We start from the raw sequence: 23685 nt of genomic DNA on the forward strand, positions 1-23685 counted from the left end.
GCTCAGATATTCACAAGCAACCAGAGAAGTTTCTGGCAACTGATGGGTTAAAAATGCATATTCTTCCACCACCATTATGCCTATCAAGTGTTTGGGCGATCCGCTCGATCGCTTCCTGGGTTGCTTGACGATACCAGACACCATCCGGGTAAACCACCATTATCGGTCTAGAACCAGAAACCCGCAAGCTATTGACTTGAGTTTTCAAGGTAAAGGTACAAGTGGGATTACTGTTTAGCAACTGATAGCGCTTGGGCTTGGGCAATCGCTTTTTTAAGTATTCCCCGGATTCCAGACTAGCTTGTTTTGAGCAGCAGTGGCTAACTGTCTGTTCAGGACAAAGGGAAATATGTCTTTGAATCTTTGCAAGTCCTACAGTTTCTACACAATTACGCCAAGCTTTATTGTCTAGAAATTGAGTGGTTTTGGGGATTTTATGGCTGCACTGGATCACTGTATTGTCACTCATCGAGCGGCTCCCTGATTACAGTTCTATAACAATTTCCTAGCTTTGCAAATAAATTTGTGGATATAAAAATATTCGTAACTTAAGAAACAGAACCTGAAGTTTTACAATAAATAAGTATTTATACTTAAGTATATGTTTGAAGAGTATCGATAAGTGGGTATTGGGCATGGGGCATGGGGCATTGGGCATTGGATAATTTGTCATTTTGTCATTTGTCATTTGTCATTTGTCATTTGTGATGGAGCGTGGGGATTTGTTATTTACTCTTGCTCCCTTCCCTCCTCCCTGCCCCATACCCTCTGCCCCTAGTTCGGGAACCCGTACACAAGGAAATGTTGCCATTGTACGCTGGTCTTCGGTAAATTAGCACTCAGGAGTTGAGAGTGCTAACTCTGGAGAAATTAATATGGCAGCAATATCTTTAAGCGTTTCTACAGTTAAACCATTAGGCGATCGCGTTTTCGTGAAAGTGAGCGCCTCCGAAGAAAAGACCGCAGGTGGTCTATATTTGCCCGACACCGCTAAGGAAAAGCCCCAAGTAGGCGAAGTGGTCGCCCTTGGCCCTGGCAAGCGCAATGATGACGGTTCTCGTCAAGAACTCGAAATCAAAGTCGGTGACAAAGTTCTCTACTCTAAGTATGCTGGCACTGATGTCAAGCTAGGCACTGAAGAGTACGTCCTGCTTTCTGAAAAAGATATTTTAGCAGTTGTGAGCTAATAGGTTTTGCTGCCTGTGGCACGGCGAGCGTGCCCGGTATCTAGCGATCTATTACCAAAATTTACAGACAAACTTGATTTACTTGATTTACTCCCTCAATTAGACACCTATGGCAAAGCGCATTATCTACAACGAAAACGCCCGTCGCGCCCTTGAGCGAGGCATGGACATTCTAGCAGAAGCTGTGGCAGTTACCCTTGGCCCTAAAGGTCGTAACGTCGTGCTAGAGAAGAAATTTGGCGCACCCCAAATCGTCAATGATGGTGTCACCATTGCCAAAGAAATTGAATTAGAAGACCACGTTGAAAACACTGGCGTATCTTTAATTCGCCAAGCTGCTTCTAAGACTAACGACGCTGCAGGTGATGGTACCACCACAGCTACCGTTTTAGCCCACGCGATCGTTAAAGAAGGCTTACGCAACGTTGCTGCTGGCGCAAATGCAATTTTGTTGAAGCGCGGTATTGACAAAGCTACTAACTTCTTAGTAGAGAAAATTGCTGAACATGCTCGTCCTGTAGAAGATTCCAAAGCTATTGCTCAAGTTGGTTCAATCTCTGCTGGTAACGACGAAGAAGTCGGTCAGATGATTGCCCAAGCAATGGATAAGGTGGGTAAAGAAGGCGTAATTTCCCTAGAAGAAGGGAAATCCATGACCACCGAATTGGAAATCACCGAAGGGATGCGCTTTGACAAAGGCTATATCTCTCCTTACTTTGCTACCGATGCAGAACGGATGGAAGCTGTCTTTGATGAGCCTTTCCTCCTGTTAACCGATAAGAAAATCGCTTTGGTACAAGACCTCGTACCCGTACTTGAGCAAGTAGCGCGTGCTGGTCGTCCTTTAGTAATCATTGCTGAAGATATTGAAAAAGAAGCTTTGGCAACTTTGGTAGTTAACCGCCTGCGTGGTGTACTCAACGTTGCTGCTGTTAAGGCCCCTGGATTTGGCGATCGCCGCAAAGCTATGCTGGAAGATATCGCTATCCTCACCGGCGGTCAACTGATCACCGAAGATGCTGGTCTAAAATTGGATAACACCAAGCTCGATAGCTTAGGTAAAGCCCGCCGCATCACCATTACCAAAGACAACACCACAATTGTTGCTGAAGGTAACGAAGCTGCTGTTAAGGCTCGGATTGACCAAATCCGCCGTCAAATTGAAGAAACCGAATCTTCCTACGACAAAGAAAAACTGCAAGAACGTCTAGCTAAGTTGGCTGGTGGTGTTGCAGTTGTGAAAGTCGGTGCAGCAACCGAAACCGAAATGAAGGATAAGAAGCTGCGCTTAGAAGACGCTATCAACGCTACCAAAGCTGCTGTAGAAGAAGGTATTGTTCCCGGTGGTGGTACAACCCTCGCTCACTTAACTCCTCAACTGGAAGAATGGGCTAATAGCAACCTCTCTGGTGAAGAATTAACCGGTGCGTTGATTGTTGCTCGTGCTTTACCTGCACCTCTGAAGAGAATTGCTGAAAACGCAGGTCAAAACGGCGCTGTAATTGCTGAACGTGTGAAAGAAAAAGAATTCAATGTTGGCTACAACGCTGCAACCAACGAGTTTGTTGACTTGTTTGATGCTGGTATTGTTGACCCCGCTAAGGTAACTCGTTCTGCACTGCAAAACGCAGCTTCCATCGCTGGTATGGTGTTGACAACCGAATGCATCGTAGTTGATAAGCCAGAACCCAAAGATGCTGCTCCTGCTGGTGGCGGTGGAATGGGTGGCGGCGACTTCGATTACTAATACTTTCTAGCCCCCTATTTGTCAAAACAGCTGCTTCCCTTGCGGAGGCGGCTGTTTTTTTGTGTTATTAAATCGCAGAATTATAGTAAATAAATTGATATCGTGTAACACCCAAATCACTTTTTAGAAATTGATGCTGCAAGTAATTTTCCACTTTTATCTTGAGCTTGCAATTCCTGAATAATATGCTCAATAATACTACTTAAATCTTTCCGGCGACGTATAGAGCGATTTCGGTCAAGTTGGCCGTGTTTCAATAATTCTCTAACCTGCTCCCCTAACTCAATTAAGTAAATCCTTAGTTGTTCTTCACCCTGTTCACGTAAAATTTGCCGACATTCAGCAATGATAATATTGCCATTTTCTAAATTTTTACTTGGATTTGGCTGCTTTTGTTTTACGTCGGATGAATCTTTACTTTTATGAGCATTTAAACTATTAGCTAAACATTTTTCTACAGCCTTGGCAACTTGCGGATCGGATTCTACAAGTTCTGCAATAGCCCTTAATAAATTTGCAATTTGTGATGCTTCCATTATTTACCTACTCTCTGAATCACTTCTTTAGCTAACTTCACCATAGATTCGTGAGAATCATCATATTTTTGTTTATATGTCAAATAATTACTCAATTCTAAACCTTCTGCAATTTTTGCTCTTTCTAAAATTTTCGTTTCAAAAACTGGTAGATAGAAAGGATTAACAATAATAGAGTTTAAATTTTCACTTTGGGCTATAGTTCGGTTGTAACGAGAAATTAATGTTCCTAGTGGTTTTAAGTTATGTACATAATCTCTATTAAACTTTTCAATATGTTCAAGTAATAAATCTAATCCATGAATTGACATTCGGTTTGGTACACAGGGTATTATACAAGCACTACTAGCTAGAAAGGCACTTTTAACTACTGTGTTAATATTTGGGGCACAGTCTATTAAAATATAGTCATAATTATTCAATAAAGGTTTGAGGATTGTACGAATAAGCTCAACGGGTTTAAAGTTAAAAGAATAATAGCCTGATGGCAATTGTTCCTGAATTTCAAATAACCTTGGGCTACTAGGTATCAGATGTAAGTGAGCAAAAGAATTTCTGTTTCTAACATTTGAAATATTTTGCTTAACTATAAAATTTTCATTTTTAATATTTTCCAAAAAATATTCAGGATCTTTAAATAAATAAGGCAGTGTCAATTTTTTACTTTCAAATTCTTTTTCCCAAATATCTTCAGACATTGAAAGCACTAGTCAAATTACTTTGAGGATCAAGGTCAATAGCAAGTACACGCTTTTTATACATGGTATCACCTGCTAAATATTCGGCTAATGCCATGACAATAGTAGTTTTACCTACTCCTCCCTTGAGGTTGCAGATACTAATCACTTTGGCTGTCATAATTTATGATTAACTGGGAAATTTTCTGGACTACATTTATAGATTTCCCGGAAACTCAGCCAAAGTAACAGGTTTCAATGTTCAGACATGAAAATTATCTCTATTTTCTCTGCGTCTTTGCAGTTCATTAAAAAGCGGTTCTGTTTACATACTTGATCGCACAAGTTGACATTTTGACTAGCACAAGCATAATCTTGCTTAATTTTTCGCTCTGTACAAAAACATTCAGAAAAAACTTTGCGCTTTTGCGCCTTTGCGTGAGATTATTACCCCTGCTACTACACAAAATTAATGAGTGAAATTCTCGAAAAAGAAGTTGCTAATAATTGGCATGGCAAACTTAATTTAGTCTACGCCGATCGCAAAAATACCACCCAGCTAATTTACAACCACCAGCAAGCACCGCTAAAAGTACAGCGTCCGTTTTATCCAGAAGGCGAAAAAGTCTGTCATAGCGTCATTTTACATACGGCTGGGGGAGTTGTGGGAGGCGATCGCTTGTCTCTTAATTTTCACCTCCAACCCCACGCACAAGCATTAATCACTACAGCTGCCGCTAGTAAAATCTACCGCAGTAATGGACTGCAAGCCAGACAAACTATCGACATTAAAGTAGATGCTGGCGCTTGTTTGGAGTGGTTACCCCAAGAAACAATTTTGTTTAATAGTGCGATTTATCGGCAAGATTTACGGGTAGAATTAGCAACCGAAGCCAGTTGGATAGGCTGGGAAATTACCCGATTAGGGCGCAGTGCTAGAGGAGAAAAGTTTTTGCAAGGAGAATGGCGATCGCATACCGAAATTTGGCAGCAAGGTGTACCCTTGTGGATCGATCGGCAATATTTACCTGGTAGCGAGGAAGTTTTTCACAGTCCCCACGGCTTGGCTGGACAACCAATTGTAGGTAGTCTAGTCTGGGTGGGTAATCCAGTTGACTCAGAAATAGTGGCAAAAGCCCGTAATTTATGGGATGGTGCAGGAGAGGTGGGAGTGTCGCGACTCCAACATGGACTTTTATGTAGATATCGCGGTGCTTCGTCGTCTGAGGTGCGAAACTGGTTTACGTCTGTTTGGCAAATGCTACGGGTTAATTTTTTGAGTCGTGGTAGCTGTGTACCTAGAGTTTGGCAGGTTTGAACGAAGCACAGAGGAGGAACAATGCAACTTACCCCACAGGAAAAAGATAAGTTGTTAATTTTTACTGCTGCTTTAGTGGCAGAAAGACGTAAAAATAGAGGTTTGAAATTAAATTATCCTGAAGCAGTTGCTTATATTTCTGCTGCAATTTTAGAAGGTGCAAGAGATGGGCAAACTGTTGCGGAATTAATGAGTTATGGCACTACTTTGTTAACGCGAGATGATGTGATGTCAGGTGTGCCGGAAATGGTGCATGAAGTGCAAGTAGAAGCAACTTTTCCTGATGGGACAAAGTTAGTGACTGTGCATAATCCGATTCGTTAATTTGTCAGGGAGGAAGGTATGATTCCAGGGGAAATTATTACGCCAGATGGAGAAATTGAGTTAAATGCTGGGCGTGAAACTATTAAATTACTAGTAGGAAATACAGGCGATCGCCCGATACAAGTCGGTTCACATTTTCACTTTTTTGAAGTTAACTCTGCCTTAAATTTTGATAGAGAACAAGCGCGAGGAATGCGTCTGGATATTCCCGCAGGTACCGCAGTTCGTTTTGAACCAGGGGATGAAAAGGAAATTACTCTTGTACCTCTGGTTGGTATGCGTCAGGTTTATGGATTTAATGGCAGAGTTAATGGAGGACTTTAAAGGAAGAGGTTTTTAACGCAGAGGGGCGCAAAGGGAAACGCAAAGGTACGCAAAGTTAGAGAGTTAGAGTTTGTTAGCGACACGTTTGATGCCGTCTTTGAGGTGGAGAACGTTAAAGTTGAGAATGAGTCCGAGTTTGCAATTAGTGAGTTTGAGATAAGTTAAAAGTTGTACGGAGTGAATTGGGTGAATAGATGCTACTGATTTAATTTCAATAATTACTTTATTTTCTACTATTAAATCTAATCGATATACACAATCTAATTGCACTCTTTCATATTCCAGTGGTACGGGAACTTGTTGACCAACATTAAATCCTCTCTTCTTCAATTCGTAATGCAAACACTCCTCATAAGCTGACTCCAACAACCCCGGCCCCAATGCTGTATGCACTCGCATCCCACAACCAATTATCGCCCCACTCAAATCATTCTCATCCATACTCCGCGTACCTTTGCGCTTACCTTCGCGCTACTTTGCGTTTAAACTCAATTCTACTCTCATTTACCAGGAATGTAATATGCCTTACAATATGTCTCGTCGCGCCTACGCAGAAACCTATGGCCCCACAGTAGGCGATCGCGTCCGACTTGCGGATACAGAATTATTTATTGAAGTAGAACAAGATTTCACCACCTATGGCGATGAAGTGAAATTTGGCGGCGGTAAAGTCATCCGCGATGGAATGGGACAATCGCCCATTTCTAACGCTGATGGTGCTGTAGATTTAGTAATTACAAATGCTTTAATTCTGGATTGGTGGGGTGTAGTTAAAGCCGATATTGGGATTAAAGATGGCAAAATATTTAAAATCGGTAAAGCGGGAAATCCTTATATTCAAAATAATGTCGATATTATTATCGGCCCGGGAACCGAAGCTTTAGCTGGGGAAGGGATGATTCTCACAGCTGGAGGTGTGGATTCCCACATCCATTTTATTTGCCCGCAGCAGATAGAAGTTGCGATCGCATCCGGAATTACTACCATGATTGGCGGTGGTACAGGCCCCGCTACAGGGACAAACGCCACTACCTGCACCCCTGGCCCTTGGAATATGTACCGGATGTTGCAAGCTGCTGATGCGTTTCCTGTGAACTTAGGATTTTTAGGTAAAGGTAACGCCAGTCAACCCCAAGGACTTGTTGAACAAGTAGCAGCTGGTGCAATGGGGTTAAAGCTACATGAAGACTGGGGAACCACACCCGCCACTATTGACACTTGCCTCAGCGTCGCTGATGAGTATGATGTACAAGTGGCAATTCACACCGACACCCTCAACGAAGCCGGATTTGTTGAAGATACGATCGCAGCTTTTAAAAATCGTGCTATCCACACCTACCACACTGAAGGCGCAGGGGGAGGACACGCACCAGATATTATCAAAGTTTGTGGCGAGGCGAATGTTCTCCCATCTTCCACCAATCCCACACGCCCTTACACCCTCAATACTTTAGACGAACACCTGGATATGTTGATGGTATGTCATCACCTCGATCCTGCGATCGCGGAAGATGTCGCCTTTGCTGAGTCTCGTATCCGTCGGGAAACCATCGCCGCCGAGGATATTTTGCACGACTTAGGCGCGTTTAGCATGATTTCCTCTGACTCCCAAGCAATGGGGCGGGTAGGGGAAGTAATAATTCGCACCTGGCAGACATCTCATAAAATGAAGGTGCAACGGGGAATCCTTAACCCACAGGGAGATGAGCAAAGGGCAGACAATTTTCGAGCAAAAAGATATGTTGCCAAGTACACCATTAACCCAGCCATTACCCACGGAATCGCCCAGTATGTGGGGTCAGTAGAAGAGGGGAAACTTGCAGATTTGTGCTTGTGGCGACCAGCATTTTTTGGCGTGAAGCCAGAAATAGTCATTAAAGGCGGAATGATTGCATGGTCGCAAATGGGCGACGCTAACGCCAGCATTCCCACACCGCAACCAGTACACATGCGACCGATGTTTGGTAGCTTTGCGGGTGCGCGTCACGCCACGTCATTAACTTTTGTTTCTCAAGCCGCGTTAGAAAGAGAAATTCCCAGCAATTTAGGTTTGAAAAAATCAGCCGTAGCAGTTTCCGGGACACGCCAAATAACTAAACGAGATTTGAAGCTCAATGATGCACTACCCCATATTGAAGTAGATCCAGAAACCTATGAAGTTAGGGCTGATGGCGAATTGTTGATTTGTGAACCTGCGACAGTTTTACCAATGGCCCAAAGATACTTTTTGTTTTAGTCCATGACCGAGCAATCTACAGATTACGATAGTCCTTGGAAAGAAATCATTGAGCTATATTTTACCCGCTTTCTGGAATTCTTTTTCACACAAGCTTACACCGCCATTGACTGGACGCGACCTTATGAATTTCTGGACACAGAACTGCAACAGCTAGAACCTGATGCAGAAATTGGGCGGCGTTTCGTTGATAAAGTCGCCAAAGTTTGGCTACTGGATGGTGAGGAAGCTTGGGTATTGGTTCACGTAGAAGTCCAAGGACAATATGACAGCCAATTTGCCGAACGGATGTACACCTACAATTACCGCTTATTTGACCGCCATAAAAAGCGAGTCATCAGCTTGGCGGTATTAGCCGATGAACAAGCAAATTGGCGACCCTCCAGCTACGGCTATCAACTGGGAGGATGTCGCATCAGCTTAGAGTTTCCCATAGCGAAGTTATTGGACTATGAACAAACTTGGGAAACTCTAGAGCAAACCACCAACCCCTTTGGGATAATTGTGATGGCGCATCTCAAAACCAAAGCGACGCAACGAAACCCAGAAAGTCGGCTACAGTGGAAACTAAGCCTAGTCAGAAGTCTTTTTGAAAGGGGATATAGCCGAGAATATATTCAAGAATTATTTCGGTTTATCGATTGGGTGATGGTTTTGCCAAAAGAATTGGCAAGTAGTTTCAAAACAGTAGTGAGAAATTACGAGGAGACAAATAGAATGCGGTACGTAACTAGTATTGAACGTCTAGCAAAAGAAGAAGGGATTATTGAAACTGCTAGAGAAAGCGTGATTGAAGTTTTAGAAACTCGCTTTGGAGAAGTGCCAAGTGCTATTGTGGAAGCTATCAATGGCATAGAAGAACCATCGGTATTAAAGACGCTTTTGAAGAGAGCGATCGCAATTCCTTCAACATCAGAATTTCAGCAACTCTTAGATAATATTAGTTCTGGAGAATGAGCGATCGCCTGTTTTGTGGTGAGAGTGCGATCGCAATTCCTTCCACATCAGAATTTCAGCAATTATTAGATCATCTTACTACTGGAGAGTGAGCGATCACTTTTCCTAAGAACATGAGCATTAAGGATTAATGCTAGAAATTTTTGTACAGTATTACGTGTGGAAATTAGCGAACATCACTTGGCTATACCAAATTTCTAGCTTTTCTTTTTCAATTCACTCATTGGTAACAGTAAATTATCCTCAATTTCTTGTCTTACTTCACGGCTTACATAACAATCGCTATTCAGGCAATTAACTAGCAACTCATTAGCATTATAATAATTTAATAAGAGTTCTTTTTGAGCATCAGTAAACTGCCAATCATATCCAATATCGCAACATCTTATCATTACTTTCCTTAAATCTTCAGCCCAATATTGAGCTTTATTTTTCCATTGATTTTCATCTTCTTCTAATGTCGGTAATTGTTCATAAAGCTGCTTTAGTAAATGTTGAAGATTGAACTCAGTAACACAACGTAAAGTACTATAAAGAAAAGCTTCAACCTGATCTAAGTGTTTAGACTCAAAACTTATAGCATTATATAAGCAATTTATAAGATTATGATCTATGGCAATTTCACGCAACTCTTCATTGTCATAATAATCAAAGTTAAAAATTAATTCTTCATCGTCGGATAAGCGTGAATCAAGCGCATATGGAAGAGTAAGGTAATAACCATTAAAACAAGGCAGTATTTCAAAATCGAAGTAAATGGCTCTAACAGCGGAAGGCTTGTATGGAATTTTCACAGAAATAGATTTTTTGTTAAGCCAGATGAGAAACTGCTGTAACTTCTCATCACCAGCTAAAATTGCGTCAATCTCTCGTTTTATTAAACGTAAAAAATCATCAGCTTTTCGCATCATACCTATACTTAGTAAAAATACTTCTTTCCACCTTTTCTCTGTTATATGTCTAACCAAAATTTCCCATGTATAATTAGCCACGATTTCTCTTGCAGCGAAATATTCTTGAAAAGTTAGGTGAGAAAAGGAATATATGCCCTTTGCTCGTTCAAGCATTAGACCGTGCTGAGCTTCAATAGACTTCAAAATTGCTTCGCTATCAAGTTCTAATTCTTTGGATTCAGTACAAGCATCGCGCAAGTTGTAAATGAATTCAGCAATATAAGTTTCAACAGTTTTTTGTTTAAAAAAGTAGTCCTTTTGCTCAAAAGTAGTTAGGGCAATTTGGCTCAACAAATCTAACTTGCGGTGTAACGACAGATTTTTATAAACTTGATCGCGCTCAATATTGCGTTTGGCATCCCATTTTTTCACTAAAACATCTACTCCTTCCTTGTAAAGTTCAGAGCGATTAGTTGGAAAATCTGAGCTTTCTCCAAATACTAGACATAGTAGGGTTAGTAATAATGGATTAGTTGCTAATTCATGAATTGGCTCATTATCTTTAAGTTTTTGAATGAACCTTTCGCTCTTCACTGGATCGCTTAACCGGAACCAGCTTTGAGCAAAAATTGCAATTTGCTCTTCGTCAAAATCTGATACTTCGACCTCTGTAAACCTTTCAAAGGTGTATTCTTTGGCAGCTATCCGACAGGTGATGACAAACTGATTTGTATGAAACTGATCGGAAATATCTCTAATTCGCTGTAAGACACGTTTTGTATCTTCCTCTCGGACTTCATCTAAGCCATCCAATAAAACCAATAGCTTACCCTGTCTTAAAAGCTGGTCTGCTTTAAAACTGGCATCCTGTACTCCACAAAACGCCAATTGTTGAGCAATATATTCCAACACATCTGGCTGTTTGGGCGCTTCTGCAAAATCCTTCAGAGTGATGAATAAGGGAACTCGATTTGTCAAATACTGACCCTCAATACATTGCATAGCCAAATACTTCAAAAATGTAGTCTTTCCTGCGCCTGGTTTACCTAACACCATCAGTTTTTGATGCTGCTGTACTGCTTCTATTCCTGGTACTCGCTTCTCTTTAACTCTGTTAAGTCCAAACCGCTCAAAGTCATCTGGCTCAGAGTTTTGCAACAGTTCAGAAATATCTAATCGCCTACGTCCGGTGATTTTCTCCAGAATGTTGACATTGGTATAGATACCCCGTTCACCCGTTAACTCTATTGGTTGGGGCATATCTAGCACCCGCATTGTTCCACACTTTTCTTTAATGCTGGGTTTAACCTGTTCGCGGATTTCTTGAACTAAGGCATCAATATCAGATTCTTGCTCTGAGGCTTGTTTTACTTCAGATTGTCGATTTTCTTGAATTTCTTGCCACTCCAGCCCCAATTTTTTGCATATTTCAACAAATAAGCTGCTATCAACAGGCTTACGGTTAAAAAATTTATTGACTGGTTGACGGGTAACGGATAAAGCGTCCGCTAGCTTTTGCTGTGTTCCAAATTTGTCGATTAAAGCTAACTTTGCAGACTGAATACCTTGATGAGAAGCCTGAAGCGATCGCTTGACCATATTTTGATGAACAACTTTTTACCCATTTTAACGACGTAAAACAAAAGTTATACTTACCGCGTACATAACTCACACACCCAGGAAGCCTTGTAATTACATAGTTTGAGGGATTTTAGAAGGGCGTAAATACACTATTGCTTACTGAGGCGATCGCAATGCTCGAAACACTAATTCCCCTAGTTATCAACAAGTCTGTAGAAATTATTCTGGGGCTACTGCTGGAAAAATTCTGGGCTTGGGTTTTGAAGGATAATAACTATCAACGCCTGAACCAATTCCTGAAAATGCAGGTTCTAGCACTGTATCTCAATTGGGTTTTGCTCAAAAAACCTCTAAAATATCTACCTGAATCCGTACAAGAGAGTAATTCAGAAATTAATGATTAGTATCAAATAGGGAGAATATGGCACAGGCTCAAGGCTTACTTTCGCAGCTAAACCTGTGTCTATGTCCAACTATCAAAATGTTTACGATATATCAACTAGCTACCCATTTAGTTTGAAAATTTAACCCAAAATATTTAAATTAGCAAGTAATTATTGACCTAAGAAAAACTAGTAAATCTTATATAAGATAAAATAAAAAAATCTATTGCAGCTTTTAGGTAAATAATCTTTATTCAAGAGAAGGTTAACTAAAATTGATATAAATATATCTAAGATTACAAACGCCGAAAATTTTACCGAGACCCGCTACATGAACTCACAAAATTCTCGCTCTGACAAAATTTTAGTGGTAGATGATTCTCCAGATAATGTGTTTTTAATCAAAACTATTTTGGAGGAAGAAGGCTACACAGTTAGCACAGCAGAAAATGGTGCTTCGGCTTTAGCACAACTAGAAGCATCTCCTTGTGACTTGGTATTGCTGGATTTAATGATGCCGGGAATGGATGGTTACGAAGTTACTCGGCGTATACGTGGAAATACTGCCATGCAGCAATATATCCCCATACTGCTGATTACTGCTCACGATGCGCCAAATGTTGCTAAGGGATTAGATTTAGGTGCTGATGATTTTATCCGCAAGCCTGTGACGGTGGATGAATTGCTAGCACGAGTGCGATCGCTCTTACGCTTAAAACACAGTATCGATGAACGCGATGAAATTGCTCGTCAGCGCGAAGATTTTGTTTCCCGTCTCACCCACGACTTACGCACCCCCCTAGTAGCCGCCGATCGCGTCCTCATGTTGTTTCAGCAGGGTGCTTTAGGAGCATTATCGCCGCAAATGGAGGAAGTGATCGCGATCATGGCGCGTAGCAACACCAATTTGCTGTCAATGGTGAATACCCTATTGGAAGTTTACCGCTTTGAAGCTGGTCGCAAAACCTTGGCATTTCAACCAGTGAACCTCCGCCAGTTATTAGAGGAGGTGGTGGGAGAATTAACACCTTTAGCTGAAGCAAAATCACTGTCGATGAATTTAGAAATTGCTCAAGAGTTAACCATCAACTCAGTTATGGGCGATCGCTTAGAATTACATCGACTATTTACTAACCTAATTGGTAATGCCATAAAATTTACCGATTCTGGCTCAGTAAATATTCATCTTGGTTCAACAACCCAAAGCAGCAAAAAGTCGTATTTAAATGCTGTGGAAAATTCCACTTTTAGTGAATTCCTAATTGTTGAAGTAGAAGACACAGGCCCCGGTATTTCACCTGAAGAACAAACCACATTATTTGAGCGTTTTCGCCAAGGAAGTCACAAGAGTTCTGGTAGTGGCTTAGGGCTGTATCTTTCCCTGCGAATTGTTGAAGCTCATCAAGGAAATATTTTAGTTAAATCTGAGTTGGCTAAAGGTAGCGTATTTATTGTTATGCTACCTGTAAAAATATGAGCAAATGGTCATTTGTCATTTGTTAGAGACGCGATTCATCGCGTCTGTACAATTATCTTCCTTGTCCTCTTTGTCCCCCTTCCCTAGCCTCTATAAAAAACATGATTACTGAATCATCAATTTCTATCAACGATATTATTCGTAAACAGCGCGAATTTTTTCAAACTGGTAAAACTAAAAATATTGCTTTTCGCATAGAACAACTTAAAGTTTTGAAACGAGCTGTTATAGAAAATGAACAAGCAATTATTCAAGCGTTAAAAGCTGATTTAAATAAACCAGAATTTGAAACTTATGCTACAGAAATTTTAGTATATAAAGAAATTGATTACGCAATTAAGCATATCAAAGATTGGACTAAGCCGCAAAAAGCCGCCGTTCCTCTTGAATTTTTGCAATACTCAGCTAAGGTTTATCCAGAGCCTTTAGGAGTAGTTTTAATTATCGGCCCTTGGAACTATCCATTTAATTTAATGATTGCACCTTTAGTTGGTGCGATCGCGGCGGGAAATTGTACAATTCTCAAACCTTCAGAACTTGCGCCTCATACCTCTAGTTTGCTAGCTGGGATAATTGCTAAATATTTCGCTCCAGAATATATTGCATTAGTAGAAGGTGGTGTAGAAACCAGTCAAAATCTGTTAGCAGAAAAATTTGACTATATCTTTTTTACTGGTGGTACAAATGTCGGCAGAATTGTCATGGAAGCGGCAGCAAAACACCTGACACCAGTTACTTTAGAATTAGGTGGTAAAAGCCCTTGTATAGTAGATACGGAAATTAATTTAGAACACACCCTTAAGCGGATTATTTGGGGTAAGTTTATCAATGCTGGACAAACTTGTATCGCCCCCGACTATATTTTAGTTGATAAAAAACTCAAAACAAATTTAGTGGAAGGACTGAAAAAAACTATCAAAGAATTTTATGGAGATAACCCAGAAACGAGTCCTGATTATGCTCGTATAATCTCTGCAAAACACTTTGATAGATTAGTAAATCTTCTAAAAAAGGCTGAAGTTCTCATTGGTGGAGAAACGAACCCGGAGAAACTTTATATAGCTCCTACATTGCTTGAGAATGTCTCTTTAGATGATGCAATTATGCAGGAAGAGATTTTTGGGCCGATTTTACCCATTATTGAATATGATGACATCAAAGAAGCGATCGCCCTAATTAACTCTCGACCAAAACCCCTAGCTTTATACTTATTTTCGCAAAACAAAAACCTGCAACAGCGCATTTTGCAGGAAACTACATCCGGTGGAGTTTGTCTTAACGATACAATCATGCAATATGGTGTTTCATCTTTACCATTTGGCGGCGTGGGTGATAGTGGTATTGGTAGTTATCACGGTAAAGCTGGTTTTGACACATTTTCCCACCGCAAAAGCGTCTTGCAAAACTCGTTTTTATTTGATTTAAATTGGCGTTACGCTCCCTATCAAGGAAAGTTAGCTTTCCTCAAGCGATTCCTGGGTTAATTAATTCACATTTTGCTTTAACCCTCTTTAATCACTGTCGCCAAATAAAAATCTCAAACCCTTATTTTTCAAAACTTTTACCAATTTAGGTGTAGGTTGGGTTGAGGCACGAAACCCAACACCCGAAAACTTTGGTATTGTTGGGTTTCACTCTGTTCAACCCAACCTACATTTATTGTTCTCTTTCCAAAGTTATAGAAGAGGATTAAGCTGAATTTTTCATGAGAGAGTATGGTTGAATCAACACATCAGCAGGAATTCCTAATTTTTGATTTAAACGCCGAATCATCTCTAATGTTAGTGGTTGCTGGCGATTTAAAATTGCTGCAACCTCTTCCACACTTCCAATAATAGGTTCTAAATCGTGAGTAGATAAACCACGAGATTCAAGATAGTACAAAATAGCTTCTATCGGTTCTGGTGCTGCAATTGGATAGTGTTGTTGTTCGTATGCTTCTACTAGCGTTGTTAAAACTTCTAAGTAATCGCACTCTATTGTATTAGGTTCTGCATCAAATAATCTTTCTATTTCATCAAGTGCAGCACGATAATCAGCTTCATTTCGGATTGGTCGGAGTTCGAGCATACACATTACCTCAAATTGTTGCCGCATCTACGTTATCGTATTCAGAGTGCGTACCTACAAAGCGGATGAAAACAATATTAATGTCATAACGAACGTGAACAATTAAGCGATATTTATTGCCTTTAATATTAAAAACTACGCGATTATTAGCAATAATACTGGCATTTCGATAAGTAATTTTAATATCTGTCGGACTAGTCCATTCTGCACGAGAAACTTCATCATACCAAGTTTTGAGTGGCTGCTCGGCATCAGGATGTATTTCCCAAAATTGCCGTAAAGTACTGCGAGCAATGATTCGCATACTGGAATTATAATATTCTTTCAAATATAAGGGTTCTACCCAGCAAAAACCGGAGATGCTGGGTAGCGTCCTTCTTAGCGTATTTCTCAGCAATTCTTATTAATTACGAATTACGAATTACGAATTACGAATTACGAATTAATAACTATACCGTTCTTCCGCCCAAGGTTCACCCCGTTGGTGATAACCATTACGTTCCCAAAAACCCAGTTCTTCACTGTTGAGAAACTCTAAACCATTAATCCATTTAGCGCTTTTCCAAGCATAAAGATGGGGAACAACTAAGCGCATCGGCCCGCCATGTTCTGCTGGTAAAGGTTCACCAAATAGTTGAAAAGCAAAGAAATTTTCTTCTCGGACAAAATCTGCCATTGAGATGTTAGTAGTGTAGCCACCATAGCAATGTTCCATTACATGAACTGATTGGGGATCAACCTCTAACAAACTCATAAAGTCTGTAACTTTAATCCCAGTCCATTTAACATCAAGTTTAGACCAGCGCGTCACACAGTGAAAATCTGCTGTGAATTCAGATTGAGGTAAAGCCATAAAATCTGCCCATGTAAAAGTAGCAGGTTTGGCTAAACCCCAAACTTTAAATTCCCATTCTTCTATATTTATCTTTGGTGTTGCACCATAAGTTAAAACGGGAAAGCCTTTAGCCAAATATTGACCAGGCGGAACCCGTTCGTTATCTTCTTGCTCTGGTTTCTGAAAAAATTTTCCTAACATAATCTCAGAAAAATTAATTTTTCAAGATAATTGGTTTTCTTGAGATAATTTTCTAAGGATTTGAGCATCTGCGCTACTCAAAAAGGACATAAAATACCAATTGCGCAGAATACTAAAAATCCAGAAACTACAGATAGCTTAATTTCGATAAATTATTTGCTCATCACCCATAGGCAATAGTTAATGGAGATTGTTCAATTAACTATAACTATGTATGGATAATGCCATGAGAAAAGCAACGAAAAAGCGCCAACTTAACAGCGCTGTTCGTGCCTTTCTTAACTATCGACATTATTAGTCTTCTGCTTCTTCTTCTTCTTCAGCAGTTGGATAGACAAATGTAGAGCGTCCAGTCAAAATCGACTTACCTAGTGAAAGAGCTTTTTGCGCTTCAACAGCAGCTTTATGTCTCCAGTTAGCTCGGCGTTTATCTCTTTTAGACTTAGATGTTTTCTTCTTTGGAACAGCCATGATAGCGGATATCGCAATTCTTGACAACCTTTTTATTCTAAGCCATCAATTGACACTGGCAACATAAAAATGGGAATTGGGCATGGGGCATGGGGGATAAAAAGTCAAAAGTCAAAAGTCAAAAGTCAAAAATATTTCTGAATGCGTGAATTTTGAATTGATTTTGTCCTCCTTGTCCTCCTTGTCTCCCTTGTCCTCCTTGTCTCCCTTCCCTTGTCTCTCTTCCCTACTTTTTCTCTGTGGGCTTGGGGTCAAATAACAAAAGCGATCGCGCTGTTTTAAAATAAGTTGCCCAACGTTGCGCATCGGGACGAGTACGCCATTGTTGACGAGTTACTTCTAAGGCTAAAACTGGGGCGATCGCTCCTAGACTTTGTACGGAGACAATTACGGATACATCTGTAACTAAAATATCTTGGTCGAAGCTCCTTTGAGCTGCGGCTCTGGCTACTGCTTCTGCCCTTCTGAGTATGGTTTCGTAAGTTTCCTCTGGTAGCCGATCGATTGCCAAGTCAACTCTGGCTGTGTAAGCTCTCACCATCTGCGGGGCGATCGCCTCATAAGCAAACCACACCGGAACCGCCGAAAATAGCAAAACTCCTAACTGAACTATCCGGATTTTTCTGGCAATTTGGCTAATAACTGAAAAGGAAATGATCGATGATAGTTGATGAGCAACACTTCTACTCATGATTTTTTCGCTCCTGTCTACAGAATCTTTAATTTAAATTGAGTGAAAGTAATTTCCGGCTATTTTATGTAATAAAAATCACATACTATCAGGGTGACGCTAAGAATCTCCTAGACTATAAGACATAGGTTAACTTTGTTTTTTGGGCAAAGCCAACAGCAATTTCAAGCAAACAAGAAGCGACACAGAGGGGATGGTAAATTACTGGGCGATTACTATTGGCATCAATCAATATCATTTATTTCAACCTTTAAGTTGCGCTCAAGCCGATGCCGAAGCGCTGAAAGACTTTTTGGCTACAGAGGCAGGTTTTTTACCGCAAAACTGCCTACTGATGACGGATACCTCGCCACCGATAATGAGAGACAAATCTACTTATCCGACGCGCGAGAATATCCTGCTGTTATTAGAGGATTTAGCCGCAAATTATTGGCAACCACAGGACTATCTTTGGTTATTCTTTAGCGGCTATGCTATTAACCACAAGGGACAAGATTATTTAATGCCGGTCGAGGGAAATCCCGATTTAGTTCAGGAAACTGGCATAGAATTGCGATCGCTCTTACAGAGTTTGCAGCTAACTGAGTTAAATGTATTACTCATCCTGGATATCAACCGCGCTTTTGGTACCCAAGCTGATGCTCCCGTTGGTCAAGAAACTCTCGAACTTGCTCAAGAGCTACAATTAGCAACAATTCTTTCTTGCCAACCAGAGCAATTTTCCCACGAAAGCCGAGAACTAGGTCACGGATTCTTCACCGCAGCATTATTACAAGCTTTAGGTTCTGGGCATGGTAGTAACCTGGGGAATTTACTCAATCAACTGAGCATACTCACCCCAGAATTATGTCAGCATCATTGGCGACCAGCACAAAATCCCGTTGCGGTTGTGCCATCACAGCAGCAAGTAATTTTACCGCCATTGCGCAGTAAGATTACACCAGCTAGAAGCGACGTAGGAAACGTTATTTTTCCTGAAGAATCTTTTGCGGTAGCCCGTGCAGCACCTTCTCTCGCTGTGAATTCTGCCAAAACTGCCACAAAAGTTCAAACAACGAACAATAATCAAGCAATTTCTGGGTTAGAAACTACTATTAGTCCCAAATCTCCCCCAGGAAAGCCGCCACAATTTACAGCCATCAGCCAGAAATCTCCAAATCAAGCAGCCCAAGGGTTTGCGGGGAATGTAGCTTCCCCATCAGTGACACAAAAGCAATCCCAGGTACTCCCAGCTGCATCACAGACGAGTCATGAGGAACATTCTCTTCCCACCTCTTCCTCAGGTTTTATCTCTCAAGCACCTGGGACTCAGGTACAAAAATCATTTTGGAGCCAGCTTTTGTGGTGGCTAGGAGGAAGTTTATTAATCTTAGGTTTAGTTGCAGTAGTTTTTCTCCGCAATCAAACCAGATTGAAAACGTCTCAAGTATTGACCACATCGGCTAATACGGCGACTAATGAGGCGAAAGACCTAACTAATTTGCCCAATACTACCGCAGTCTCTAATTCCACTACCCCAACACCACCAACTCAATCGCCAACGCCAAAACCAACACCTACAGCTAAATCTACAGCCACAGTTGCGAATTCCGAATCGCAACAGCGCAATCAAGCTGTATTGGACTTGGCGAAAATGTCTTTGCGGGAAACTCAAGCCAGCGATTTAAGTTTAGCGATCGCTACTGCGCGGAAAATACAATCAGGGGAACCGCTTTACGAACAAGCCCAAGAAGACATTAAAATCTGGAGTCGGATGATTTTAGATTTAGCAGAAGGTCGCGCCCAACAAAAACAGTATGCAAATGCGATCGCTGCGGCACAATTAATTACTAAAGAAGAAGAACTGTATCCCAAAGCCCAAGCACTGATTAACCAATGGCGACTAGAAGCCAAGCAGTATGTTAGTAATAAAACTCTCTTAGATGCTGCTAATGCTTTAATTAGACCAGGACAAGCATCTACATATAATCGTGCTATTGAAGTAGCCAAGAAAGTTCCACCAGGACAACCAGGCTTTGATGTTGCTCAAAAATCCATCAATCAATGGAGCGAGAAAATTTTGGATTTGGCAAAAAATCGCGCTGTCAAAGGGGAACTGAATGCAGCAATTGAGACTGCAGCTTTAATTCCAGAAATGACATCTGCTTATGAAGATGCGCAAGAAGCTATTCAAAAATGGCAAGTAAGGCGGATCAAAAATTAGTCTGAGCGGCACATCAATATATTCTAGAGGGCATAGCATTGCCCATTGGTGTCAACTTAACACTAAAGCCGCTTACCACAAGGAACTGAAGTTCCTTGCTAATAGCCAAAGTCATCTGAAGATGACTAAATATCCTCAAAATCTTGAGTCTACTTCAGTAGACTTGGGCTATTAGCCTGAGAATTCATTCTCAGGCGGATTAGGAAGCTTAGAGTAAAGCTATTTCTAGCTCAAATTGACAAGTATGGGCAATACCCACCTGTGTCAACTTAACGAGAAACCCTTGCCAAGACTCGATTTTTCATTCCATCGCCTACCATTAAGCTCCGCGTTACCCCACCCCAGTTTTGTCTAAAGCCAAAACTTCCCCTCCCCTTGCCAAGGGGAGGGGTGAGGGGAGGGGTAAAAGGCTTGTGGGGTAAGCATTTTAATTTAAGTTGACACGTATGGGCATCGACCATGCCCCTACCATCTGTCGCATTCTGTTTTCAAATTGCTATCAAATTGCTCAAGAGTCCAGAATTAACTAGCAGCTTGCTTTAATTCTGGACTCTTGTTTAATTTATTGACTCAGATTTGAGAAATAATAACTTGCAACTTACAAATCAACTAATCACCAGAAAATCTCTCTTCTCTAGCTCCTAGTCTCTAGTCCCTAGTCCCTAACAGTACTGAGAAATATCCTCTCCACATTCATCAGCTAGATAGCATAACGCCCGGAAACGTAAGCCAACTACTTCCTCATATAAAGGATTCAGCTTACACATTGGCGGAATATGAAATAAAGTTTTGCCAAATAACTTAACATCACGCTCAAAAGGACACTGAGCCGGAATTAACTGACACAAGCGGTGCGCCAATTTGCGATCGCGTACTTGAATGCTGTCTACTTTTTGTCGTAGGGGCTGGAGGATATCGCCAGAAGACTTAGTAGCAGGATGTGGCAGCTGGTTTTCTGGGGTATTAGTAGCTTCTGCTTGGTTAATAGATACCCAGCTTGCCAAGAAAATTCTTTTTGTGGTATTATCGAATACCTTCATGGTTACTCCTCTATTTGATGGAGGGTATTCACCTTTACGATGAACATATACATAGTGGCTTAGACTGTTCCCGGAAAAATCTTGTTTCTACTAGATGCAATCTGATTGTTATCCGTAGCCACTTAAATCGGAACTAATTTATAGCTACGTCAAGTTAAACGCAATTTTCCCGAAATCGGAAGTGTGATCTTCCGATCTTGTTCATAACTTGACATAGTTAAGATTTTAGTGAAGACATCTATCTTTGGATTGATTTCGCAATATTTGTTACAAAACTTTATTAGATAGTATAACGCTGAGTAAAAATACTAACTGCTAGATTCTATACAAATCTGAAAGCTGATGCAGAATACTATTGCGCTGCCTGTCTGTAACAATTAAACAGATACAAGGTTATAGGGAAGTAAAGATGGGGTGAATGATATAGCAAGATTTTGGAGAAATGTTATTAGCTTGACAGCAATTTTCTACCATGTGCTGTTATATATGTCAACTAGCAAGGGAAAATTTCTTTTCCTCTTTCTCCTACTTTCTAGCCCCTGTCCCCTCCAAGACTAGATAACGCGAGTGATTATCCGACAATTTGCAATCTATGGCGTACTAGGCTTAACTTACCTGGGGTTGGCGTTGGGGTACATTCCTGGATTACGCATGAACCGTGCCACAATTGCCCTAGTGGGTTCTGCTTTTTTAATTGCGCTGGGCGCTGTAAATTTAACAGAAGCATGGCAAGCTATTGATGCTAACACCATCGTATTTTTGCTGAGTATGATGGTAGTCAATGCTAGTCTAACTTACGCTGGATTTTTTGGGCGATCGCTCTCTATATTATTGAGCATTACCCGCAGTCCTCTTGGCTTATTGATAGCTTTAACCTTTGGTAGCGGTTTCCTTTCGGCGGTGTTTCTTAACGATACAGTAGCGTTAATTTTTACACCATTGGTTTTAGGCTTAACTCAAGCCTTGAGTTTAAATCCCATACCTTATTTACTAGCGATCGCAGGTGCAACTAATATAGGTTCTGTAGCCACTTTAAGTGGTAATCCTCAAAACATTTTAATAGGTTCTTTCTCTGGAATTCCCTACCTAGATTTCCTTCGCGCACTCGCTCCAGTCGCCTTAATTGGCTTAGTGATTCAGATAGGCTTGCTATGGTTACTTTATCCTGATGTTCGTTCTACCCAGGCTTGTCAGCAATTAGCATCTGGAAATCATCGGATTTACAAACCTTTATTTAATAAAACATTAGTCATCACCACAGGATTACTTATCGCCTTTACTGTTGGCTTACCTCTAGCAGAGTCGGCTTTAGTTGCTGCTAGTTTGTTGTTGATTACGCGACGAATTAAACCACAGCGCATTCTCCAAAGAATCGATTGGAATTTGCTAGTAATGTTTTCCGGCTTGTTTATTTTGACGCGAGTTACAGAAAAATTAAATTTATTGCAATTCTTTACTCATGCAGTCAATAATCCTGCAAGTTTTTTGAGTGTAACTGTTATTTTATCTAATCTAATTTCCAATGTTCCGGCTGTACTCTTATTGCATCCATTGATCCCCAAGGATAATACCCAATATTGGCTATTGCTAGCAGCCGGATCTACATTAGCAGGTAATCTGACTATATTTGGTTCAGTTGCTAACTTAATAGTTGTCGAAGCTGCTAAAAATTTAGGCTATAAGTTAACATTTATCGACCATTTACGGTTTGGTGTACCCCTAACATTATGTACTTTAATCTTGACTTACCTCTGGATTCACTAAGTAATCAAAGATGATATGTTGATTACTCAATTCATTCTTTTCAAAAATTTAAGCTGAAAGCACCTGCTGAACTGTCAAGTTTATTTCGGGAAAAGTTTGAGAAACAATCCTTTGGTCATTAGTAAATACAGATTGCTGATAAATACTGTTGTCTAATAAGCACACTGTTATTTTATTTTCTAGAGGGTCAACAATCCAATATTCTAATACACCAAAAGCTGCATATTCAGCAGTTTTTTGCTTATAGTCCCGGTCAACAGACTCCGGACTTACAACTTCAACTAACAATGGTGGCGGAGTTTTGATAATAGCCGAAGTATTCTCAATACTTTGAGCTTGCTCATTAGTAATTACACAAATATCAGGCCGCCTGGGTTGTTTTTTAGTCAACACTTCTGTCCCATTAGGACGGGGTTGTAAAGGTAAACCCATTCTTTGAATTTCTAAAAAGAAGCTGATTAATAGTAGAGTGATAATCGCTTCATGTTTACCAGTACCAGGAGGCATTTCTACTAGTACCCCATCCTGAAGTTCATAATGCTTATCTGTTCCATCATCAAAATTCTGGTATTCTTCAAGAGTACTAATTTTAATTGGCGTTGTGGTCATGGAGATTACCTCCCAGGACTATTAATTTACATAGCATAATTAAAGTCTAAGAAAAATCCAACTTTTTTGCGCTAGTGCGATCGCATCCAACACAGAAAAGTATATAACCGAAAATCATCTACATTTATCGGCAGTACCTTATTTTTTCTCACGCCAAAACG

At 40.6% G+C, this 23685-nt stretch carries 25 protein-coding genes; 12 read left to right on the forward strand and 13 right to left on the reverse strand.

All coding sequences use genetic code 11. The features are described from left to right. Positions 1-10: 10 nt before the first annotated feature. Positions 11-469 carry a ferredoxin gene (locus AACW45_RS05725; RefSeq protein WP_242045554.1) on the reverse strand — a complete coding sequence of 153 codons (459 nt, stop codon included), beginning with the start codon at positions 467-469 and terminating at the stop codon, positions 11-13. Positions 470-875: 406 nt separating this feature from the next. Here AACW45_RS05725 and groES point away from each other — a divergent pair, with 406 nt between their 5' ends. Continuing rightward, positions 876-1187 (forward strand): co-chaperone GroES, encoded by a 312-nt coding sequence (gene groES, locus AACW45_RS05730; RefSeq protein ID WP_096644939.1) that lies wholly within the window; start codon positions 876-878, stop codon positions 1185-1187. Positions 1188-1296: 109 nt separating this feature from the next. Beyond that, positions 1297-2934 carry a chaperonin GroEL gene (gene groL, locus AACW45_RS05735; RefSeq protein ID WP_190631961.1) on the forward strand — a complete coding sequence of 546 codons (1638 nt, stop codon included), beginning with the start codon at positions 1297-1299 and terminating at the stop codon, positions 2932-2934. A 116-nt stretch (positions 2935-3050) separates the two neighbouring features. Here the strand turns inward: groL and AACW45_RS05740 are convergent, their stop codons facing one another. From AACW45_RS05740 to AACW45_RS05750, 3 genes are read right to left on the reverse strand one after another with little or no spacing between them, the layout of a single operon-like run. Further along, on the reverse strand, positions 3051-3470 hold the full coding sequence (locus AACW45_RS05740; RefSeq protein ID WP_190631964.1) for a hypothetical protein: 420 nt from the start codon (positions 3468-3470) through the stop codon (positions 3051-3053). Then, on the reverse strand, positions 3470-4168 hold the full coding sequence (locus AACW45_RS05745; protein ID WP_277880310.1) for a ParA family protein: 699 nt from the start codon (positions 4166-4168) through the stop codon (positions 3470-3472). Before AACW45_RS05745 ends, AACW45_RS05740 begins: the two co-directional genes overlap by 1 nt. Further along, the gene (locus AACW45_RS05750; protein WP_277880311.1) at positions 4161-4328 is read right to left on the reverse strand and encodes a ParA family protein; all 168 of its coding nucleotides are present in this window, start codon (positions 4326-4328) and stop codon (positions 4161-4163) included. The genes AACW45_RS05745 and AACW45_RS05750 overlap by 8 nt, the downstream gene beginning before the upstream one ends. A 291-nt stretch (positions 4329-4619) precedes the next feature. Between AACW45_RS05750 and AACW45_RS05755 the strand changes: the two genes are divergently transcribed. From AACW45_RS05755 to AACW45_RS05765, 3 genes are read left to right on the forward strand one after another with little or no spacing between them, the layout of a single operon-like run. Continuing rightward, entirely contained in the window at positions 4620-5465 is an 846-nt protein-coding gene (locus tag AACW45_RS05755) for an urease accessory protein UreD (RefSeq protein WP_190631966.1), read from the forward strand. Between the two features lie 21 nt (positions 5466-5486). Beyond that, positions 5487-5789, forward strand: coding sequence for an urease subunit gamma (ureA, locus tag AACW45_RS05760; protein WP_190631969.1), 303 nt, complete (start codon positions 5487-5489; stop codon positions 5787-5789). Positions 5790-5807: 18 nt separating this feature from the next. Then, positions 5808-6113, forward strand: coding sequence for an urease subunit beta (locus AACW45_RS05765; RefSeq protein WP_190631971.1), 306 nt, complete (start codon positions 5808-5810; stop codon positions 6111-6113). Between the two features lie 63 nt (positions 6114-6176). Here AACW45_RS05765 and AACW45_RS05770 read toward each other — a convergent pair whose 3' ends face one another. Next, positions 6177-6554, reverse strand: a complete 378-nt coding sequence (locus tag AACW45_RS05770) for a GxxExxY protein (RefSeq protein ID WP_190631973.1) — start codon at positions 6552-6554, stop codon at positions 6177-6179. Between the two features lie 79 nt (positions 6555-6633). Between AACW45_RS05770 and ureC the strand changes: the two genes are divergently transcribed. Continuing rightward, positions 6634-8349, forward strand: a complete 1716-nt coding sequence (gene ureC / locus AACW45_RS05775; protein ID WP_190631975.1) for an urease subunit alpha — start codon at positions 6634-6636, stop codon at positions 8347-8349. A 3-nt stretch (positions 8350-8352) separates the two neighbouring features. Continuing rightward, positions 8353-9306 carry a transposase gene (locus AACW45_RS05780; RefSeq protein ID WP_190631977.1) on the forward strand — a complete coding sequence of 318 codons (954 nt, stop codon included), beginning with the start codon at positions 8353-8355 and terminating at the stop codon, positions 9304-9306. A 197-nt stretch (positions 9307-9503) separates the two neighbouring features. On the opposite strand, the gene AACW45_RS05785 is transcribed toward AACW45_RS05780, so the two are convergent. After that, positions 9504-11798: an NACHT domain-containing protein gene (locus AACW45_RS05785; protein WP_190631979.1), complete on the reverse strand. Its 2295-nt coding sequence runs from the start codon at positions 11796-11798 to the stop codon at positions 9504-9506. A gap of 155 nt (positions 11799-11953) precedes the next feature. Between AACW45_RS05785 and AACW45_RS05790 the strand changes: the two genes are divergently transcribed. From AACW45_RS05790 to AACW45_RS05800, 3 genes are all read left to right on the forward strand, one after another. Further along, complete coding sequence (locus tag AACW45_RS05790; RefSeq protein WP_190543699.1) at positions 11954-12184, forward strand: hypothetical protein; 231 nt, start codon at positions 11954-11956, stop codon at positions 12182-12184. A gap of 310 nt (positions 12185-12494) precedes the next feature. Then, entirely contained in the window at positions 12495-13640 is a 1146-nt protein-coding gene (locus AACW45_RS05795) for a hybrid sensor histidine kinase/response regulator (protein ID WP_190631981.1), read from the forward strand. Positions 13641-13741: 101 nt separating this feature from the next. Then, positions 13742-15124, forward strand: a complete 1383-nt coding sequence (locus AACW45_RS05800) for an aldehyde dehydrogenase (RefSeq protein WP_190631984.1) — start codon at positions 13742-13744, stop codon at positions 15122-15124. Positions 15125-15329: 205 nt separating this feature from the next. On the opposite strand, the gene AACW45_RS05805 is transcribed toward AACW45_RS05800, so the two are convergent. The 5 genes from AACW45_RS05805 to AACW45_RS05825 all read right to left on the reverse strand — a co-directional run bounded on the left by AACW45_RS05805 (position 15330) and on the right by AACW45_RS05825 (position 17908). Beyond that, positions 15330-15710, reverse strand: a complete 381-nt coding sequence (locus AACW45_RS05805; protein ID WP_190631986.1) for a helix-turn-helix domain-containing protein — start codon at positions 15708-15710, stop codon at positions 15330-15332. Positions 15711-15720: 10 nt separating this feature from the next. After that, entirely contained in the window at positions 15721-16014 is a 294-nt protein-coding gene (locus AACW45_RS05810) for a type II toxin-antitoxin system HigB family toxin (RefSeq protein ID WP_190631989.1), read from the reverse strand. A gap of 138 nt (positions 16015-16152) precedes the next feature. Then, positions 16153-16746, reverse strand: coding sequence for a sulfite oxidase-like oxidoreductase (locus tag AACW45_RS05815; RefSeq protein ID WP_190631991.1), 594 nt, complete (start codon positions 16744-16746; stop codon positions 16153-16155). A 294-nt stretch (positions 16747-17040) separates the two neighbouring features. Further along, on the reverse strand, positions 17041-17217 hold the full coding sequence (gene rpmF, locus AACW45_RS05820; protein WP_096644922.1) for a 50S ribosomal protein L32: 177 nt from the start codon (positions 17215-17217) through the stop codon (positions 17041-17043). A 226-nt stretch (positions 17218-17443) separates the two neighbouring features. Beyond that, complete coding sequence (locus AACW45_RS05825; protein ID WP_190543719.1) at positions 17444-17908, reverse strand: hypothetical protein; 465 nt, start codon at positions 17906-17908, stop codon at positions 17444-17446. A gap of 193 nt (positions 17909-18101) precedes the next feature. On the opposite strand from AACW45_RS05825, the gene AACW45_RS05830 reads away from it, so the two are divergent. Beyond that, entirely contained in the window at positions 18102-20111 is a 2010-nt protein-coding gene (locus AACW45_RS05830) for a caspase family protein (protein WP_190631993.1), read from the forward strand. A 662-nt stretch (positions 20112-20773) separates the two neighbouring features. On the opposite strand, the gene AACW45_RS05835 is transcribed toward AACW45_RS05830, so the two are convergent. Then, a complete protein-coding gene (locus tag AACW45_RS05835) occupies positions 20774-21151 on the reverse strand; it encodes a Mo-dependent nitrogenase C-terminal domain-containing protein (RefSeq protein WP_190631996.1) in 378 nt (125 codons plus the stop codon). A 567-nt stretch (positions 21152-21718) separates the two neighbouring features. Here AACW45_RS05835 and AACW45_RS05840 point away from each other — a divergent pair. Continuing rightward, positions 21719-22915: an anion transporter gene (locus AACW45_RS05840; protein ID WP_190631998.1), complete on the forward strand. Its 1197-nt coding sequence runs from the start codon at positions 21719-21721 to the stop codon at positions 22913-22915. Between the two features lie 48 nt (positions 22916-22963). Here AACW45_RS05840 and AACW45_RS05845 read toward each other — a convergent pair whose 3' ends face one another. Next, on the reverse strand, positions 22964-23524 hold the full coding sequence (locus tag AACW45_RS05845) for a Uma2 family endonuclease (protein ID WP_190631999.1): 561 nt from the start codon (positions 23522-23524) through the stop codon (positions 22964-22966). Positions 23525-23685 lie beyond the last annotated feature (161 nt).

This window comes from Calothrix sp. FACHB-168 (assembly GCF_963889195.1).
Classification (GTDB): domain Bacteria; phylum Cyanobacteriota; class Cyanobacteriia; order Cyanobacteriales; family Nostocaceae; genus Aulosira; species Aulosira anomala_A.

What these genes read in the sequence shown, in the direction of transcription:
- AACW45_RS05725 (WP_242045554.1), bottom strand. Translation starts at nt 469, where the DNA reads ATGAGTGACAATACAGTGATCCAGTGCAGCCATAAAATCCCCAAAACC.
- groES (WP_096644939.1), top strand. Translation starts at nt 876, where the DNA reads ATGGCAGCAATATCTTTAAGCGTTTCTACAGTTAAACCATTAGGCGAT.
- groL (WP_190631961.1), top strand. Translation starts at nt 1,297, where the DNA reads ATGGCAAAGCGCATTATCTACAACGAAAACGCCCGTCGCGCCCTTGAG.
- AACW45_RS05740 (WP_190631964.1), bottom strand. Translation starts at nt 3,470, where the DNA reads ATGGAAGCATCACAAATTGCAAATTTATTAAGGGCTATTGCAGAACTT.
- AACW45_RS05745 (WP_277880310.1), bottom strand. Translation starts at nt 4,168, where the DNA reads ATGTCTGAAGATATTTGGGAAAAAGAATTTGAAAGTAAAAAATTGACA.
- AACW45_RS05750 (WP_277880311.1), bottom strand. Translation starts at nt 4,328, where the DNA reads ATGACAGCCAAAGTGATTAGTATCTGCAACCTCAAGGGAGGAGTAGGT.
- AACW45_RS05755 (WP_190631966.1), top strand. Translation starts at nt 4,620, where the DNA reads ATGAGTGAAATTCTCGAAAAAGAAGTTGCTAATAATTGGCATGGCAAA.
- ureA (WP_190631969.1), top strand. Translation starts at nt 5,487, where the DNA reads ATGCAACTTACCCCACAGGAAAAAGATAAGTTGTTAATTTTTACTGCT.
- AACW45_RS05765 (WP_190631971.1), top strand. Translation starts at nt 5,808, where the DNA reads ATGATTCCAGGGGAAATTATTACGCCAGATGGAGAAATTGAGTTAAAT.
- AACW45_RS05770 (WP_190631973.1), bottom strand. Translation starts at nt 6,554, where the DNA reads ATGGATGAGAATGATTTGAGTGGGGCGATAATTGGTTGTGGGATGCGA.
- ureC (WP_190631975.1), top strand. Translation starts at nt 6,634, where the DNA reads ATGCCTTACAATATGTCTCGTCGCGCCTACGCAGAAACCTATGGCCCC.
- AACW45_RS05780 (WP_190631977.1), top strand. Translation starts at nt 8,353, where the DNA reads ATGACCGAGCAATCTACAGATTACGATAGTCCTTGGAAAGAAATCATT.
- AACW45_RS05785 (WP_190631979.1), bottom strand. Translation starts at nt 11,798, where the DNA reads ATGGTCAAGCGATCGCTTCAGGCTTCTCATCAAGGTATTCAGTCTGCA.
- AACW45_RS05790 (WP_190543699.1), top strand. Translation starts at nt 11,954, where the DNA reads ATGCTCGAAACACTAATTCCCCTAGTTATCAACAAGTCTGTAGAAATT.
- AACW45_RS05795 (WP_190631981.1), top strand. Translation starts at nt 12,495, where the DNA reads ATGAACTCACAAAATTCTCGCTCTGACAAAATTTTAGTGGTAGATGAT.
- AACW45_RS05800 (WP_190631984.1), top strand. Translation starts at nt 13,742, where the DNA reads ATGATTACTGAATCATCAATTTCTATCAACGATATTATTCGTAAACAG.
- AACW45_RS05805 (WP_190631986.1), bottom strand. Translation starts at nt 15,710, where the DNA reads ATGCTCGAACTCCGACCAATCCGAAATGAAGCTGATTATCGTGCTGCA.
- AACW45_RS05810 (WP_190631989.1), bottom strand. Translation starts at nt 16,014, where the DNA reads ATGCGAATCATTGCTCGCAGTACTTTACGGCAATTTTGGGAAATACAT.
- AACW45_RS05815 (WP_190631991.1), bottom strand. Translation starts at nt 16,746, where the DNA reads ATGTTAGGAAAATTTTTTCAGAAACCAGAGCAAGAAGATAACGAACGG.
- rpmF (WP_096644922.1), bottom strand. Translation starts at nt 17,217, where the DNA reads ATGGCTGTTCCAAAGAAGAAAACATCTAAGTCTAAAAGAGATAAACGC.
- AACW45_RS05825 (WP_190543719.1), bottom strand. Translation starts at nt 17,908, where the DNA reads ATGAGTAGAAGTGTTGCTCATCAACTATCATCGATCATTTCCTTTTCA.
- AACW45_RS05830 (WP_190631993.1), top strand. Translation starts at nt 18,102, where the DNA reads ATGGTAAATTACTGGGCGATTACTATTGGCATCAATCAATATCATTTA.
- AACW45_RS05835 (WP_190631996.1), bottom strand. Translation starts at nt 21,151, where the DNA reads ATGAAGGTATTCGATAATACCACAAAAAGAATTTTCTTGGCAAGCTGG.
- AACW45_RS05845 (WP_190631999.1), bottom strand. Translation starts at nt 23,524, where the DNA reads ATGACCACAACGCCAATTAAAATTAGTACTCTTGAAGAATACCAGAAT.